General features: G+C 47.0%; 14 protein-coding genes. All 14 read right to left on the bottom strand.

Annotated features, from left to right (window positions below):
- Positions 1-195 precede the first annotated feature (195 nt).
- A complete protein-coding gene (ftsH, locus tag NST74_RS00340) occupies positions 196-2,250 on the bottom strand; it encodes an ATP-dependent zinc metalloprotease FtsH (protein ID WP_042123154.1) in 2,055 nt (684 codons plus the stop codon).
- A gap of 109 nt (positions 2,251-2,359) precedes the next feature.
- On the bottom strand, positions 2,360-2,899 hold the full coding sequence (hpt, locus tag NST74_RS00335) for a hypoxanthine phosphoribosyltransferase (RefSeq protein WP_042123153.1): 540 nt from the start codon (positions 2,897-2,899) through the stop codon (positions 2,360-2,362).
- 46 nt (positions 2,900-2,945) lie between these two features.
- A complete protein-coding gene (gene tilS / locus NST74_RS00330; protein ID WP_341109964.1) occupies positions 2,946-4,388 on the bottom strand; it encodes a tRNA lysidine(34) synthetase TilS in 1,443 nt (480 codons plus the stop codon).
- Between the two features lie 35 nt (positions 4,389-4,423).
- Complete coding sequence (locus tag NST74_RS00325; protein WP_042131739.1) at positions 4,424-5,362, bottom strand: serine/threonine protein kinase; 939 nt, start codon at positions 5,360-5,362, stop codon at positions 4,424-4,426.
- Complete coding sequence (locus NST74_RS00320; RefSeq protein WP_341109963.1) at positions 5,352-6,095, bottom strand: vWA domain-containing protein; 744 nt, start codon at positions 6,093-6,095, stop codon at positions 5,352-5,354. The genes NST74_RS00325 and NST74_RS00320 overlap by 11 nt, the downstream gene beginning before the upstream one ends.
- A gap of 433 nt (positions 6,096-6,528) precedes the next feature.
- Positions 6,529-9,036, bottom strand: coding sequence for a stage II sporulation protein E (spoIIE, locus tag NST74_RS00315; protein WP_341109962.1), 2,508 nt, complete (start codon positions 9,034-9,036; stop codon positions 6,529-6,531).
- A gap of 344 nt (positions 9,037-9,380) precedes the next feature.
- The gene (locus NST74_RS00310) at positions 9,381-9,881 is read right to left on the bottom strand and encodes a S1 domain-containing RNA-binding protein (protein ID WP_036678766.1); all 501 of its coding nucleotides are present in this window, start codon (positions 9,879-9,881) and stop codon (positions 9,381-9,383) included.
- Positions 9,882-10,005: 124 nt separating this feature from the next.
- Complete coding sequence (locus tag NST74_RS00305; RefSeq protein ID WP_042123145.1) at positions 10,006-10,341, bottom strand: FtsB family cell division protein; 336 nt, start codon at positions 10,339-10,341, stop codon at positions 10,006-10,008.
- A gap of 23 nt (positions 10,342-10,364) precedes the next feature.
- On the bottom strand, positions 10,365-10,928 hold the full coding sequence (gene yabQ, locus NST74_RS00300) for a spore cortex biosynthesis protein YabQ (RefSeq protein WP_341109959.1): 564 nt from the start codon (positions 10,926-10,928) through the stop codon (positions 10,365-10,367).
- Positions 10,925-11,209 (bottom strand): sporulation protein YabP, encoded by a 285-nt coding sequence (gene yabP, locus NST74_RS00295; RefSeq protein WP_042123140.1) that lies wholly within the window; start codon positions 11,207-11,209, stop codon positions 10,925-10,927. Before yabP ends, yabQ begins: the two co-directional genes overlap by 4 nt.
- Before the next feature lie 155 nt (positions 11,210-11,364).
- Positions 11,365-11,643, bottom strand: coding sequence for an RNA-binding S4 domain-containing protein (locus NST74_RS00290; RefSeq protein WP_042183857.1), 279 nt, complete (start codon positions 11,641-11,643; stop codon positions 11,365-11,367).
- Positions 11,643-11,915, bottom strand: a complete 273-nt coding sequence (locus tag NST74_RS00285; RefSeq protein ID WP_036678778.1) for an HU family DNA-binding protein — start codon at positions 11,913-11,915, stop codon at positions 11,643-11,645. Before NST74_RS00285 ends, NST74_RS00290 begins: the two co-directional genes overlap by 1 nt.
- Before the next feature lie 287 nt (positions 11,916-12,202).
- On the bottom strand, positions 12,203-13,702 hold the full coding sequence (mazG, locus tag NST74_RS00280; RefSeq protein ID WP_341109958.1) for a nucleoside triphosphate pyrophosphohydrolase: 1,500 nt from the start codon (positions 13,700-13,702) through the stop codon (positions 12,203-12,205).
- A gap of 66 nt (positions 13,703-13,768) precedes the next feature.
- On the bottom strand, positions 13,769-15,451 hold the full coding sequence (locus NST74_RS00275; RefSeq protein ID WP_341109957.1) for a putative polysaccharide biosynthesis protein: 1,683 nt from the start codon (positions 15,449-15,451) through the stop codon (positions 13,769-13,771).
- Positions 15,452-15,526 lie beyond the last annotated feature (75 nt).

Below are 15,526 nucleotides of genomic sequence, written 5' to 3'. Positions count from 1 at the left end.
GCCATCATCTGAAAAAATGAATAAGCTGATGATAATAGTAAGTAATATTAATCACTAATGTACACAACGTTCCAGCCCCTGTCAATGTGACTAGACAGGCTTCCAAGCATGAAATTACCTAAAAATTAAAATAAAAAATCCGGAGAACAATTACGCTCTCCGGATAATTTTACATCTTATGAATAGTAAGCCTGCTTAGGTAAGGCTAGTTCCGCCGCCTTTATTGTCATCATCAGATCCGTCATTTCCCTCAGACTCAGGTTTGTTCGGGATTTCCTTAGATAGGTTCGGAGGCGTGGACTCCGTATCTTCAGACTTGCCTTGAATGCGAACACGCACATCACCGATATTATCAATGACTGGTTCACCAACTTCAAGTGCAACGCCTTCGCCACCTTCAGCCTTACCATCTTCAGAAAGGAATCCTTGTTCAATCAGCTCTTTAATCTGATCAAGCTCAAGTGTTTCCTTCTCAAGTAACGTGTTGGCAATCAGATGCATTTCTTTAGAGTGCTTGAGCAACAGCTCTTTACAACGTTCGTAGCTCGAAGTAATAAAGTTCTGCATTTCTTGATCAATCTCATAAGCAATGGAATCACTATAATTCTGTTCATGCCCAATATCACGACCTAAGAATACTTGGCCTTGAGAAGAGCCGAACTGCATAGGTCCAAGCTTATCGCTCATACCGTATTCCATGATCATGGCACGCACGATACGCGTAGCCTGTTGGAAGTCACTGTATGCGCCCGTACCGATCTCACCAATAAACAACTCTTCGGCAACACGTCCACCAAGTAATCCAGTAACCTTATCCAAAAGCTCCTGCTTGGTAACGATCATCCGATCTTCCTTCGGAAGCATAATCACATATCCGCCTGCACGTCCGCGTGGGATAATTGTAACTTTATGCACCATATCAGCATGCTCAAGGAAATAACCAGCGATAGTATGGCCTGCTTCATGGTAAGCTACAATGCGTTTCTCACGGTCGCTGATAACACGACTACGTTTCTCAGTACCTACGATAACACGGTCAATAGCTTCATCCACTTCAATCATGGAGATATCCTTGCGGTTACGACGTGCAGCTAGCAGCGCTGCCTCATTTAGCAGATTCTCTAGATCAGCACCCGTGAAACCAGTTGTACGTTTAGCGACAACATCCAGTCTTACATCTTTCGTAAGCGGCTTGTTACGAGCGTGAACCTTAAGTACAGCTTCACGACCTTTTACGTCAGGGCGGTCAACCGTAATTTGACGGTCAAAACGTCCTGGACGAAGTAATGCAGGATCAAGTATATCAGCGCGGTTAGTTGCCGCAACAATAATAATGCCTTCGTTACCACCGAATCCATCCATCTCAACCAGCAATTGGTTAAGTGTCTGTTCGCGTTCGTCATGTCCGCCGCCGAGTCCGGCGCCACGTTGACGACCCACAGCATCAATTTCATCAATGAAGATAATACATGGTGCGTTTTTCTTGGCGTTCTCGAACAAATCACGTACCCGAGAAGCACCGACACCCACGAACATTTCCACAAAATCAGAACCGGAGATACTGAAGAAAGGAACGCCGGCTTCACCTGCTACTGCACGTGCAAGCAATGTTTTACCTGTTCCCGGAGGACCTACAAGCAGTACGCCTTTAGGGATACGTGCACCGACAGCTGCAAATTTACGCGGATCTTTCAAGAACTCAACAACTTCAACAAGCTCTTGCTTCTCTTCGTCAGCCCCTGCAACATCCTCAAAGCTGATTTTCTTCTTCTCTTCATTATATAACCGAGCCTTGCTCTTGCCGAAATTCATGACTTTACCGCCGCCACCTTGCGCCTGGTTAAACAGGAAGAAGAACAAGATGAACATAATGACCAGCGGGATAATGGAAGAAAGGAATGTCAGCCAAATGCTGGTACCTTCCATTTTCTTCTGAGTTAATTCAATGCCATTTACATCACTGGCCTGAATCAGTTCATTAATAGCAGCATCTGTTGGAGGAATATATGTGGAGAAGCTTTTCGATTTAGTATCGGCAGGCAGCTCTCTATATTCGCCTGTAACTAAAAAGGCATTACCCTCAAACTGAACCGTCAAATCCTTCACATTGTTGTTCTTGATCTCCTGCCGTAACTCGTCGTATCTAGGGAAATCGGCGGCTTCATTTCCATTGCTCACAAACTGGACAATACCCACCACGACTAAAAATAAAATCAAATAAAAACCAGAATTCCGGATGAACCGATTCATCCCCTACCTCCTCTCGCAACACTCAAGTTATTGTACCATAGCCTCTTGGGACACCTCAAATATAGGAAGCCAAGGGTGCCCGATCCGTATGATCAAGGCAATCAATAGTTTAATTGGAATAAATCTCAGGCTTCAGTACTCCAACATATGGGAGGTTCCGATACCGCTCGGCATAATCCAATCCGTAGCCTACTACAAATTCGTCTGGCAACACGAAGCCTGTATAGCTGGCTTCAAGATTAACCGTACGACCTGATGGCTTATCAAATAAGGTAACCACCGAGATAGAAGCAGCATTGCGGTTGCGGAGCAGCTCAATCAAATAACTGAGCGTAAGGCCACTGTCAATAATATCTTCAACGATCAAGATATCGCGGCCTTCTACCGATACATCCAAATCCTTAATAATTTTGACAACACCAGAGGACTTGGTGGATGCTCCATAGCTAGACACTGCCATGAAATCCATCTCAACAGGTACTGTAATGGCTTTAACCAAATCTGCCATAAATATAAACGCGCCTTTTAGTACACAAATGACTAAAGGGGTACGGCCTGCGTATTCTTCGCTCAGTGTTCGACCGAGCTCCTTAATTTTCTGCTGAAGTTCCTCTTCGGTGATCAAGACTTCTTGAATATCATTTTGCAACTTGCGAAACCTCCTAAGTTATACTATGAAAGAATTACTTCGACCATTACGTTTCTTCAGGGTCATCCAGCTCTACTAGAGACAACAGAAGTACCGAGGTCGTGTGCCGCCCTACTGCGGCATGCATCGAGCGTCTTACGCCCGGAATCCAGACGATATTGCCCAAACCATCACAAACGAGGGGGATCATAGAACGTTTAGCAGCAGGTATTTTATCATCAATATAAATATCTTTTACCTTTTTGCTTCCGTTTAATCCCATGACTCTTATGGTATCTCCAGGCAATCGGGAACGTATCGTTAGTGGAAAGACCAGTTCATCACGGTCAAACCAAGCCGACATCTTCCCATAATCCTCCCCCTGTACAAAAAAGTTTTCTCTCTCCAGCACCGCCATTGACATCACCTTACCTATTTCCTCCAGTTTAAGCTCGGAGTCCGGTAAAAACAGACGATATGTATAGCTTGCCTGTTGCTGCGCGGGCTTGGACGAGAACAAGATGATATCATATTGCCGCACACAAGTCAGGCCTCCACCTAAATCTAAACTCCAGGTGGTGGGATAGCTCTGCAGCGTTCCCCGACGTACAGATTCAATCTTGGAGAAATCAAGGGCAGATAGATCCGCCGACAGATAATTTAATATTAGTTTAATCAAACGCCGTTGTAAAGCGGAGGGTATGGCCGCAAATGAAGCTCTGTTAAAGGTATATTTCCCTTCGCCTTCCGAAACCAGCTCCTCAAAGCATTTTACCGCTGATGCCTCCATATATTCATCCTCAGCCCCTGCAATTTCCGCAAGCTGTACGAGGGACTGCCGCACTCTTCCATTATACTTTTCCAGAAAAGGAAGAACTTCCAAACGAATGGCGTTCCGCTTGTATTTCGTTAGCAGATTGGTGGCATCTTCAGCATAAGTGAAACCTTCATTTTGGCATAACCCTAAAAGTGCTGTTTTGTTAATACGTAGGAATGGGCGAATGAGTTCCACCTTTTTTTCTGTTCTTTTCCACTTGATACCCGACAGTCCAGATAAGCCACTTCCGCGTAATAAACGCATAATGACAGTTTCTGCCTGATCATCCGCATGATGAGCCAGAGCAACAGAACGCGCCCCATATCGGTGTGCCGTATCAATCAGAAATTCGTACCGCTTCTCACGTGCAGTTCCCTCAGGACCAAGTCCACTCTCTTTAGCCAAGGAGGGAATATCGAATTCCGCAAACTCAAAGGGCAATCCCAGTTCTTCAGCCATACCACGTACGAGCTCTGCCTCTTCCTTCGACTCTAGTCTAAATCCGTGATTCACATGAGCACATATTAAGGTAAGCGGCATAACGTTTAAAGATATTTCATGCAAAACATGCAAAAGAGCCACAGAATCCGGGCCGCCGGAAACTGCGACTACAATGGTGTCATGGGGTGCCCACAGCTCATGCTCGGCTGCTGACTCCAATACTGACTCCATCAGTCCATTCATTTGCTCCATATGCGGCCCCCCTTTTCTCAACTATATGTATAAGTTCAAAACCGAAATACCCAATAAATCGTAAAGGCAAGCACGAACAAGGATAATGCAAAAGCATTTTTGAGCCAGCGAGGTGTGTCCATACTATCAGGTCGCTTTCTACGCGAATTGTAAATATGGTTGCGCCAGACCTCTGTAGCATCTGCAGAACCGGAGAAACCTCCTTTTAACGCCAAACAAATCCAAGAGGATAGTTTCTTGTCGGGTAGATTTCTGGCCAACTTAAACAGTTCATCTACACTTCTTGTCTGCGGCAACTGTAGCGCGGCTTTCTTGAGCCCCTCTTCATTTAAAAGACGGAGGCACAGCACAGCGAAAGCAAATAAATCATACCCCTCATCACTCGTGCGGCTACCTGCATTCCAAAAGCCACGGTCATGCCACTCCGTAAATTGCTTCACACTACGACCTTTAGGGCTTGCGCCTCCAAAATCGATCAGCTCCACTTCACCGTAATTGGACACCATTACATTCTCCGGCTTTAAATCTCCAAACACAAAACCGCATTCATGTAATGTGCGCAGCTTATCGAGCAACCCAAGCCCTACCAAACCTAACCATTCCGGTCCATTCTTCGATAAAAAATGATGCAAAGGCTTGCCTTCAACATACCGCATGACATAAAAAGGTACATTGTTTCCATTCGCAAAATCATCCGATTCCAAGAAATAAGAAGATAATGGAGATTCACGGCGAGCACGGTGTTCATTGCGCTTTCGACGCGATTGCAGCGACGTCAGTACATTGATCTCCGATTGCAGCTCAAGTGTATCGTATCCGATTTTTAGCGCGTACCATTCCCGTCTGCCTTCTCTTTGCACAAGATATACGGTTCCGTTCGCGCCCCTTCCCAGCATCCGTTCCACGACATAACGGTTTCCCCGCCATTTGCCGGTAATTAAGGTGCCAGTAGGATAGGACGGATTAGACGACATACCCACCAATCATCCCTTCTCTTTCGTCGTGGTCATCCATTCGCCGTCCACGATGTTCATCCAGTGTATCATAACGATAATGTTCAAGCACCTTGAAAATAGCTGGACCCGTCGGTGTTGCGCCTCTCATGTGTAATTTGGAGAATAGCGTACGAATACCTGACATATCCTTGGTCCAATCTAAATCGAGTCTGGCATCCTCGCTGCTGTTATTTCCAGGAAAATGAAACACAGCGATCTCACTCTTTCCTTCTCTAGCTTCCAGACTGAGCGCCAAATCCCGAATCGCATCTTCCACAGCACCCAGTTTAGGCTTCATACTGGCACTGGCATCGATAAGGAGAGCAATGCGCAGTGGCGATGTTTCTGTTAGTTCATCTACAACGGTAACAACCTGCGAGCGTTGAACAGGCGGTAGCTGCTCCAGCGACCCTTCACCTAGTATCTTTTTTACTTCTTTATTAACCGCCTGCTGGATTGTCTGAACCACAGTCTTCCGTGTCATCATCTGAATCGTCTGCGCCAGTTGTGGTGTTCCGACTATTCGGCTAAGGCCTCCCCCGGCCTTGGCAATATCGGCTATTTCCCGGCTTCCGATTTCGCCGATCGTACCATAATCAACTACACCGACCACATTTACGTTGATTCCCTCCTGCAAGGCATGCGCCGCTGCCATCACCGGACTTTCTCCTACGTTTGAACAACCGTCAGTAATGAGCAAAATCTGCTTCATAACTCTCCACTCCCCCTTGTTTGAAACCTCTGTTTCTAGCATATCCAGAAATGAGAGATTTCAAACGGTCGCTTTTGTGGGGGGATTTTGTGATCTGAACTGCGGGGATAGTGAATAAGGGAAACTGTGAGAAATGTTTGGGCTTTCGATCGCTGTTATGATTTGATTTCTCTATTAAAACCGCCCTCTGCGGTTGAAATCAAATCATAAAGGCGAACGCTCCGCTTCTACAGCTCCAAACTTTCTCTCCGTTCCGTACCTTCACTAGTAAACAGTTTAGATCTAAAAAATTACACTCCAAAGTCAGCGAACCTTTGAAACGTAAATAGTAGAAGCCGGCGCGTTACACATCACAGACTCGCACCGACTTCCAAGCATGCACGGCGCTTTGCGCGTACCAAACATGAAACCTAAGCCTAAACCGAGAAAATTCCTAACTCACCGTACGCGGACGCTCCATTCGGCCGACACCAGGCATATGCAGGCTGGACCATTCCGGATGAAAATGATCAACACGACTGACGACAATCGTCATATCATCATGGATCTCATTGCCCTGATAACGAATCACCTTATCTAACAGGCTATCCGCCAAATCTTGAGGATCATCCCCCTCAAGCTCTTGGATCAACCGTTTCATCCATATCTCCTTATTAACGGCATATCCAGGCGCATCATAAATACCATCCGTCATCATAATCAAAATATCACCCGCCCGAAGCTGCATGCTGATCAAATCCACGTCGATATCTTTAATGATTCCTATAGGCAGATTACTAGAGGTTATTGGAATGACCTCACTGCCCCTCCGGATAAAGCTCGGTGCGGAAGCAATCTTCATAAAGGTGGTCTGTGCAGAGTACTGATCGATTAAAGCCATATCGACGGTAGCATAGAACTCGTCGGGAGAACGTAATAAGAGAATAGAGTTTACCGACTTTACAGCCAGCTTCTCATCCATACCCGATTGCAGTAGCTTTTCTAACATGCTAAGTGCAGCACTGCTCTCCATTCTCGCCCGCTCACCATTTCCCATCCCATCGCTAATGGATACCGCAAAGGTACCATTTCCAAGCTCTACGGTGCTGAAGCTGTCACCCGACAGCATATCTCCACTTTTAGAAACGACAGCCACCCCTGTGTTTACCTCAAAAGCTTTAGCTGAACCGAAGGTAACCATCGACAAGCCTTCCCTAGGATGGACTGCCGTCTCACTCATGACAGCAATATTCTCATCCAGAATGTCAGATAAGAGCGGGGCGATCATTTTACGGCATTCATCAAATCCACGAGTATAGGCATGAACCACCTCAATTTCTACACGCCCAGGGTCCAGACTTAAGATCTCAATGCCATGGATAGACAAGCCCAATTTCTCCAAGGTCTCACGGATTTGAGCTTCCTGGCGATACATGGCCTGTCCTTCACGTTTAATCTCTCGCGCTAAGTCCTCCATAACCTGCGACACGCCGGATAACTGCTCGGCAACAAATTGACGACTATCGTATATTTGTCTTTTCCATCGCATATCATGTTGGTAAAGATCATATTGCCCTTTCATGACTTCAAGCACTTCGCCAGTTTTACCGCAAATCCGGCTCCATTCCGGCGGTAACTGAGCTGCCGTAATATCAGGGCATTCCTCGACAGTGGTCATCATATCTGTCATGTATCTATATGTCTGATAGAATTTCGCATCCCAGCAGTGGGAACGCCGAATGCATCCTGCACAGGCCCCCTCTGTTACCGTATTCATGAAATCCTCCATCTCACGGTCTGATTTCCCTACTTCTCCTGCGCGTGGAATCTGCCCAAAGCTGCTCGACAGCTGCTGGAATACCTGTGAGAATTGCGTCACCCGTTCTGCCGTTAGATCCCTTACCCTTCGTGCATACTCATGTTGAGATCGGCTATGATCTGATGTGCCCGGAACATATTTAGCAATAGCAGATATCATCGCCTTAGGCGTTATAAGAAATAGCACCACCGCTACGCAGGTCTCCCATGTTGAGGCCATCATATCACCCGGACCCGTAAAATAGACGGAAAGGATCGTGGATCCTAGCAACATCCCGATAGATACTGCACCTTTTCGGCCGCCCTGCATCATTCCCGCCAGCATTCCGGAAAAAGCAAGCAGGCTCATCTGATAGATTGCACTGATATCCGCCAGACTGAGAATCAACCCGGTCACCACCCCGACAGCAGCACCAAGAGGAGCCCCTCCTGCCATGGCGAAGAGAAGAATTAAATAACGTGACAATATATGCTCCAAAGACAAACCGTTAAGGGTCCAACCCACTAGGCCTGTCATTACTGAGGCGAGCAAAATAATAAGGCATAGAATCTCCTCATTCCTGAGCGCTCTACTCTTTTGCTTATAGGTTAGTAGAGGCAGCGCTTGAATGAACACCAATGTAAGCACAAAGCCTAGTAGAGCATCTAGTGTTGTCATCATAAGCGGATACCAAGAAAGAGAAGGGCCAATAACGATCTGGAACAAGCCAACCATAAACGAAGACACGAACACCATCAGTGGTGCATAGGACAAGTCTATTCGCTCATAACTTTCCAGCCCTTTATAAACGAGAAAGAAAATAATCAGTTCAGCCGTAATAATCAAAGCTCCAGGGAATGGAGTAAAGAGACTTCCAGCTATTATGGCTGCAGCTACAGGTAGAATAGAGTCGCGACGCATAAACACAATGACGGCAAAGTATGCGGCGGCAAAAGGAGATAGTTCGTCCAAAATCATGGCTCTACCCAGCAGAAATCCCATGAAACTAAGCAAAAGCATCCATTTCTTCGCTGCAATAAGCTGAATGTACCGCTGCTTCTGACCCCAAGCTGCAATACGCGTGCGTAAGGCTTGTCTTTGCTTCTTATCTTCACTTCCCACTCTTGTCCACTCTGGCAAATTTACCACGTTGCTTTTACTCATTCCCCTACACCACCCGTTTAAGAATTTATGGTACTCATTATATAGCCGGGGATTTGAGAAAGTTTGTCAGAAATGGAGGGACACACACAAGAAATTTCCGACAAAAAAGCCTTCGACCGCGATCTTTAAAAAAGCTGTTCTATCCCATGCGGGGCGGTAGGTTGATTAGTTTCAAGATTATTTCCAACGCAGTTTCACGCGCTGACGCGGCGGTCATTCGTCAGCGATTGCCCTAGAGTTATGTGAGAATGGCATGGATGCTGTCGGCAATTTTATATGACATGACAAAAAAACCGCAAGGGCGAAATGCCCCTGCGGTTATTTATGATGTACAGGTTATTGGATTATACGCGTTTGGCTCCACGGCCTCCGCGCTTTCCTTCTGTGTTCTTCTTGATCGAAGATATACGTTCTTCGCTGTCTTTCAGGAATCGCGACATTTTATCCTCGAATGAAGGTTTACCGGCTGCAGGCTTAAATGGACGCCCACCCCGTTCACGATTGAATCCACCGCCGCCTCCACCACTGCCGCCTCCACCGCCGAAACGGTCTCCGCCGCTAGGACGTTCTGGTCTTGGAGCTCTAGGCGGACGTACTTCCGATGCCGGCTTGTCAACAGCCTGCTTAATGGAAAGTCCGATCTTGCCGTCCTTATCGACGTTGATCACCTTGACTGTTACTACATCACTAATCTTCAGATGATCGTTAACATCCTTGACATAATTATCGGCGATTTCCGAGATGTGAACGAGACCTGTGACACCTCCTGACAGATCCACAAATGCTCCGAAATGCGTGATGCCTGTCACTTTGCCTTCTAACTTGGTGCCCACTTCAATTGCCATAGAATAAAATGATCCTCCCTTAAAAATATACAGACGAATATTAAGATCATCCTGTCTGCGGTGATTTGATTATACAGTAAAGAGCAAATCAAGGCAACAGAGTAAAAGCCTCTTTTAACCTCTATTATTGCTCTGATTGCTCTGTTCGAATAGGAGTTTCCCCTTGAGGATAGATATTGTACCATTTACGTGCTAATTGGCCAATATACTCGTCATCATTAAGTCTGGATAATTCATATTTTAATTGAGTTAAAGATGCCATGACATCCTTACTAGTCTCCTGTTTCTTCGCAAGTTCCTTGCCCTTGTCCGCAATGACTGCACTCTGATCGAAGTAAGTATAACCCGCCCAGCCAAAAAATAGTGCCACAAAGACAATCCACATAAATCTTCTTCTCTTCGCGCCTGCGGCCGAATTTTTACTATGATTACTTTTCTCTTCCGCAGTAAATCTGTTCATGCAACGTACCCCCTAATTCAAGGTCAGCGTTTCCGCCATTTGGTAATCCATCCAGTGATCTTCACAATCCAGGCGCTATGTGCCAGCCGCGATAACCGTGGAGAGATCCACCTTACAGGTAATACCCAAATTGGTTTGGTCAGACGCAGCAGAAGCTTAAGAATAAACCATAGAATACGACCTATTAGCTTTAGCAGTCCTAAAATAAAACGCCAAAGCCAGCGAAGAGGTGTACCTATCAGGATCTCCACAAGTCTCCATAGCAACCTGAACATATACTGAACCGATTGAATTAACATTAACACAAAACGCCGTACCGTAACACTGAAGATTAAAAAATAGATCCATACTCCTAGAAACAAACCTAAAAAGACATAAAATCGCAGTTGGCCTTGATTTCCGGCATATAGCATACGAAATACTAGCAAAGCGGCCCATAGCCAATATAGTAGATCTAGCATAGCATTCAGCCATTTGGGAAAATTGAACTTCAGCGACAGCACCCGGTAGCTGTCATAGGCCAGTCCCATTGCCAACCCAGCCATGATCATGTAGAACAGCGTCACCCACTGAACTGCAGGATTCATTTAAATAGCTTACCGAGTAGACCTTTGTTTTTGCCCTGCGATCCGGGATCGAGATAAATCAGGGAATGTACATTGCCCTCTAATGACAACATTCCGTTCTCCAGACTTAAATTTTTAATATGTAAATGATTCCCGCGAATGGTGAGATGGCCGAGTTCTGTACGAAGCAAAAATTCCTCACTGTCGAAGCTCTCCACATTTTGCACGCCCGTCAACTCTAACTGCTTACGACTGCGCATGTGCAGATCATGCTGTTTGTTTACCTTTCCTGGCTCGATCATAGCATGTACCCCTCCTTCTTACCTCTAATCTATGGCAGAAGTAGAAGTTATAGAACATCCCGTCCCTCTAAAAAATAAGAGAAACAAAAAGAAAAAAAGAAGCCACAACTCTACAGAATGTAAAGTTATGCCTTCTTCTTTATTTACTATTACTCTTACCAGTCCAGTCCGCTGCTCTTGGCAACAGGCTCTTCCCGAACTAGAGTATACATCCCAGCGGCCTCGTCCTTGCGAGTCGTTTCGACCAGCTTTTCTACTTTGACCGTTACAAGCTTTTGCCCAAATTGTACAGTAATCTCGTCACCGATCTTAACTGCACTACTAGGTTTAGATTCCCGCCCGTTAATCAGTACCCGGCCTTGTTCGGACACATCCTTGGCCACTGTACGGCGCTTAATTAAACGGGACACTTTCAGGAATTTGTCAAGACGCATTAGTTAACGGCTTCTTTAAGCTTGTTACCAGCTTTGAAAGCCGGTACAGTCGATTCTGGAATTTCAATCGTTGTGCCCGTTTGCGGGTTGCGACCAGTGCGTCCTGCACGTTTGCGAGTTTCAAAAGTTCCGAAACCGATCAGTTGGACTTTATCACCTTTTGCCAAAGCTTCTGTAATCTCACCCAAGAACCCGTTCAATACTGCTTCTACATCTTTTTTTGCCAATCCGTTTTTCTCGGAAATGTTGTTTACCAAATCTGTCTTGTTCATAATTTAAAGTTCCTCCTAGGATACGAAAAAATAAATGAAACGAGAATCACCACCATAGGATGGGGCGAATCGCATTTCGTCTTTATGTTATTCTTGATGTCACCTTAAAATCCTGCCACGATTCGTCGTTTTTTTAAAAAAGAAGCAGTTATTTCTCACAAATCGTCGCAGAATCTATTCTATAGCACTATTAAACTACTGGCCACATTCTAAATCAGAAAATAAAAGCTACATCCACAGCATTGCCCCATTTTAGAGTCCATATACCGTAAGGAGGCTGTGAAGGGCTAGACTTTTCGCTCCTCCGCCTTAGCTTCTTGCCACAATTCTTCCATCTCTTCCAAACTACTATTCTTTACACTCTTTCCCTTGCGCTGCAAGCTTTGCTCAATATATTGGAACCGGCGCACAAATTTGCGGTTAGTTCGGGTTAATGCCTCTTCCGGATCTGCACCGATAAAACGAGCGACATTCGTAACTGCAAACAACAAATCCCCAAGTTCCAGAGTTTGATCATCTGTCGCCGCATCTGTGTCAATCGCCTCCTGCAGCTCATCGATCTCCTCACGAATTTTGGCTATGCAATCCGTAGCATTGTCCCAGTCAAAGCCCACCTTGGATGCTTTTTTCTGAAGCTTGTATGCCTTCATAAGGGCAGGCAGATCACGCGGAACACCACTAAGAACGGATAATTCCTCTGGCTTCACACCTTTACGCCGCTTTTCTTCTGCCTTCATGCCCTCCCAGTTCTTCAACGCTTCTTCGGCATCATTCGCATTGGTATCTCCAAAGACGTGAGGGTGACGGAAGATAAGCTTATCATTCAGCCCTTCAATGACGTCATACACGTTAAACGTGCCCAGCTCCTCCTCCATTTGAGAGTGAAGCATAATTTGCAGCAAAAGGTCGCCCAGCTCCTCTTTCATATGATCGGGGTCATCCTCATCAATCGTTTCAAGGACTTCATAGGTTTCTTCGATTAAATTTTTGCGCAGGGATTCATGTGTCTGCTCCCGATCCCATGGACAACCCTCCGGGCTTCGAAGAATATCGACAATCTCATGCAAACGGGCAAAGGTACGATTTCTTAGATTCTCGTCACGATTCGCAGGTACATAGACCAACGACAAATTTCCATAACCGTTAAGACGATCCAGCTCGTATAGAGGCACTCTTACAATACTTTCTTCGTTCTCCACACCGAGTGCATGACCCACAACCACTTCATATTCAGGCGGATACAGCTCCATCAGACATAATTTTGTCTCCGAGGCTGTAAAGCTATCGTATACCTGGCCAATCAGGGTATGCAGTTCAGGCTGAAGCTGAGCGCTGCGAATACCAGAAGCATCTAATAGTTGAAATCCTTCGATGGGATCAAACCCCAGTCGAACAAACGCCTCGTCGAGGAAGCTCTCTCCGCCTAATATTTGCAGTTCAATGCCTTCCTCAGGACACCGCTCACGCAGCTGTGAAACCGCTGATTCCGCCACCATAGGATGACCCGGAACCGCATAGACAATATCTGTACCCTCAGGTGCGGACCGAGCCTCTTCAATCAGCTTTGAAGTAATCGCTGCATAAACCTCAGGAAACGAAGATAAGGATTCATACAATCCATCGAAAGACTGTGAAGCAATTTCAAGCTCGGAGAGTGCAGCCATGACTGGATGCTCTTTTGTCCGCACGTAAACAACAGATGCTGCCTTCAATTTCTTTATAATCCCTAACGTCAGTCGATCAGGGTTACCTGAACCAAGACCAACGACCGTTAATGTTGCACTCATATCTGTTCCTCCTCATCAGCGGCTGTCTCAGCAGACCGCATTTTTATATTGTGATGTAAACGTTGATTAAGGGAATAAGCGCAGCTTCTTCAGCTTGTCCGCCAGGGACGGGCCGAAGCCCGGAAGCTGGCGCAGCTCGCTCTCGCTAAGGAGCCGCAGGGCTATTGCCCCTACGGCAAAGACAACGCAGCCTGCGAGCACTCCGAGCAGGCTCTGCGCCAAGCTGGCGGTGCGTCCGCCACCAATGCCAGCGGCCGTAGCCGCGGCGCCCACGCCCCAGCTGGCGGCTGCGGCGGCAAGAGCCAGGCCCGCTGTGAGCAGCGCGGGCCGTGCCAGGGCATCTGCTAGGCGAAGCCGCAGATGGCCCTGGCGGTAGAGCAGCAGCACGTTGAGCGCTGCTGCGAACGAATGCGCGGCCACGCCAGCGATGGCCGCGCCGGTAATGCCCTGCTGCGGGACCAGCAGCAGGTTCAGGGCCGCCTTGAGCAGCGCGGCGGCCAAAAGGTGCAGGGCCGGGGCGCGCACGTAGCCGAGGCCCTGCAGGAGCGCAGCCGAGATGATGCTGACCGTACCGCCAACAGCGGTTAAGGCCAGCCAAGTCATAGTGCTGCTACCGGCGGTATCGCCGTAAAGAGCCATATTAATCGGCTCAGCAAGCACTGCTAGGCCTGCTGAGGCCGCTAGACCTAACAGCCAGAACCAACGCAGCGATAAGCTGCAACGGCTCTCGATCAGCTTCGTATCCCCTTTGTACTTCGCCTCTGCCAAGGCTGGAATGAACACAACGGACAAAGAAGTGGCGATCATCGTTACAATCTGCACTAACGGCAACCCGCGATTGTACACACCAAATTGTGTCATCGCCTCCACTTCGCTCCCTACAGAGGATAGCAAGCGAGGTACAGTGAATACATCTACAAGGCCGATAAGAGGCATTGCCAGTGCGCCAAGCATCACAGGAATTCCATAAGCCAGCAATGTACTTGCTTTAACGCCCTTCATCCGTTGATTGGAACGCCCTTTACTTTCCATATTGGGCAGCTTTAAATCCTGACTCTCGACTGAGACCGCAGCATCTAAAGAGGCGCCCTGTCTTAACCGCTGCCGATGACGTCGCAAAAACAACAGCATAATCACAAGCCCTGCTACCCCTCCCCCAGCGGAGCCAAGCAATGCGCCAGCAGCGATGCTCTCAGCGCCTGCCCCCTGTGAGGTCAGATATAACAGCAGTACAATCATCACTGTAACACGTACGGACTGCTCTACAATTTGTGACACAGCCGTTGGAACCATATTATGAAGTCCCTGAAAGTAACCGCGCAATGCTGACATGATTGGTACAACTGCCAGTCCCCAAGCACTTGTTCGTAAAGCGGGCATCACATGCGAGTTGCCGACCCACTCAGCTATAATCGGCGCACCTGCGTAGGTTATTGCTCCGATAACCAATCCGCTAAGACCCGTTATTACGGCAGATAACAGCAAAATCCGCCGACCCTCGTCATCCCGCCTTCCGGCAGAAGCCTCAGCGACAAATTTGGATATGGCTGCTGGCAGACCCAGCATCGCTACCGTTAACAACATCGTGTACAAGGGATAAACTGTGTTGTATATACCAAATACCGCATCTCCGCCAAGATTTTGCAGCGGGATCTTTTGGAGTGTACCTATAAGCTTTGAAATAACCGCGGCGGCACTTAAAATAAATGCCCCTTGGAGCAATCGTGATGTTTGTGTGTTAGATTTCATAAAATACCTGCTTCTACGACTTTGATGGGATGAATTTCTATATTATAACGTATGTATGCCCACAAGTAGAAACGG

Origin of the sequence: Paenibacillus sp. FSL F4-0125, assembly GCF_038008565.1 — a bacterium.
In the GTDB taxonomy this organism is placed as follows: domain Bacteria; phylum Bacillota; class Bacilli; order Paenibacillales; family Paenibacillaceae; genus Paenibacillus_AQ.
The sequence above is the reverse complement of the archived record's forward strand: the minus strand, read 5'-3'. Positions and strand labels throughout refer to the sequence as shown.

Coding starts and splice junctions, on each gene's coding strand:
- NST74_RS00290 (WP_042183857.1), bottom strand. CDS start 11,643: ATGCGTCTTGACAAATTCCTGAAAGTGTCCCGTTTAATTAAGCGCCGT.
- tilS (WP_341109964.1), bottom strand. CDS start 4,388: ATGGAGCAAATGAATGGACTGATGGAGTCAGTATTGGAGTCAGCAGCC.
- ftsH (WP_042123154.1), bottom strand. CDS start 2,250: ATGAATCGGTTCATCCGGAATTCTGGTTTTTATTTGATTTTATTTTTA.
- NST74_RS00320 (WP_341109963.1), bottom strand. CDS start 6,095: ATGAAGCAGATTTTGCTCATTACTGACGGTTGTTCAAACGTAGGAGAA.
- NST74_RS00305 (WP_042123145.1), bottom strand. CDS start 10,341: ATGAACAGATTTACTGCGGAAGAGAAAAGTAATCATAGTAAAAATTCG.
- NST74_RS00285 (WP_036678778.1), bottom strand. CDS start 11,915: ATGAACAAGACAGATTTGGTAAACAACATTTCCGAGAAAAACGGATTG.
- yabQ (WP_341109959.1), bottom strand. CDS start 10,928: ATGAATCCTGCAGTTCAGTGGGTGACGCTGTTCTACATGATCATGGCT.
- NST74_RS00310 (WP_036678766.1), bottom strand. CDS start 9,881: ATGGCAATTGAAGTGGGCACCAAGTTAGAAGGCAAAGTGACAGGCATC.
- yabP (WP_042123140.1), bottom strand. CDS start 11,209: ATGATCGAGCCAGGAAAGGTAAACAAACAGCATGATCTGCACATGCGC.
- mazG (WP_341109958.1), bottom strand. CDS start 13,702: ATGAGTGCAACATTAACGGTCGTTGGTCTTGGTTCAGGTAACCCTGAT.
- NST74_RS00325 (WP_042131739.1), bottom strand. CDS start 5,362: ATGTCGTCTAATCCGTCCTATCCTACTGGCACCTTAATTACCGGCAAA.
- spoIIE (WP_341109962.1), bottom strand. CDS start 9,036: ATGAGTAAAAGCAACGTGGTAAATTTGCCAGAGTGGACAAGAGTGGGA.
- NST74_RS00275 (WP_341109957.1), bottom strand. CDS start 15,451: ATGAAATCTAACACACAAACATCACGATTGCTCCAAGGGGCATTTATT.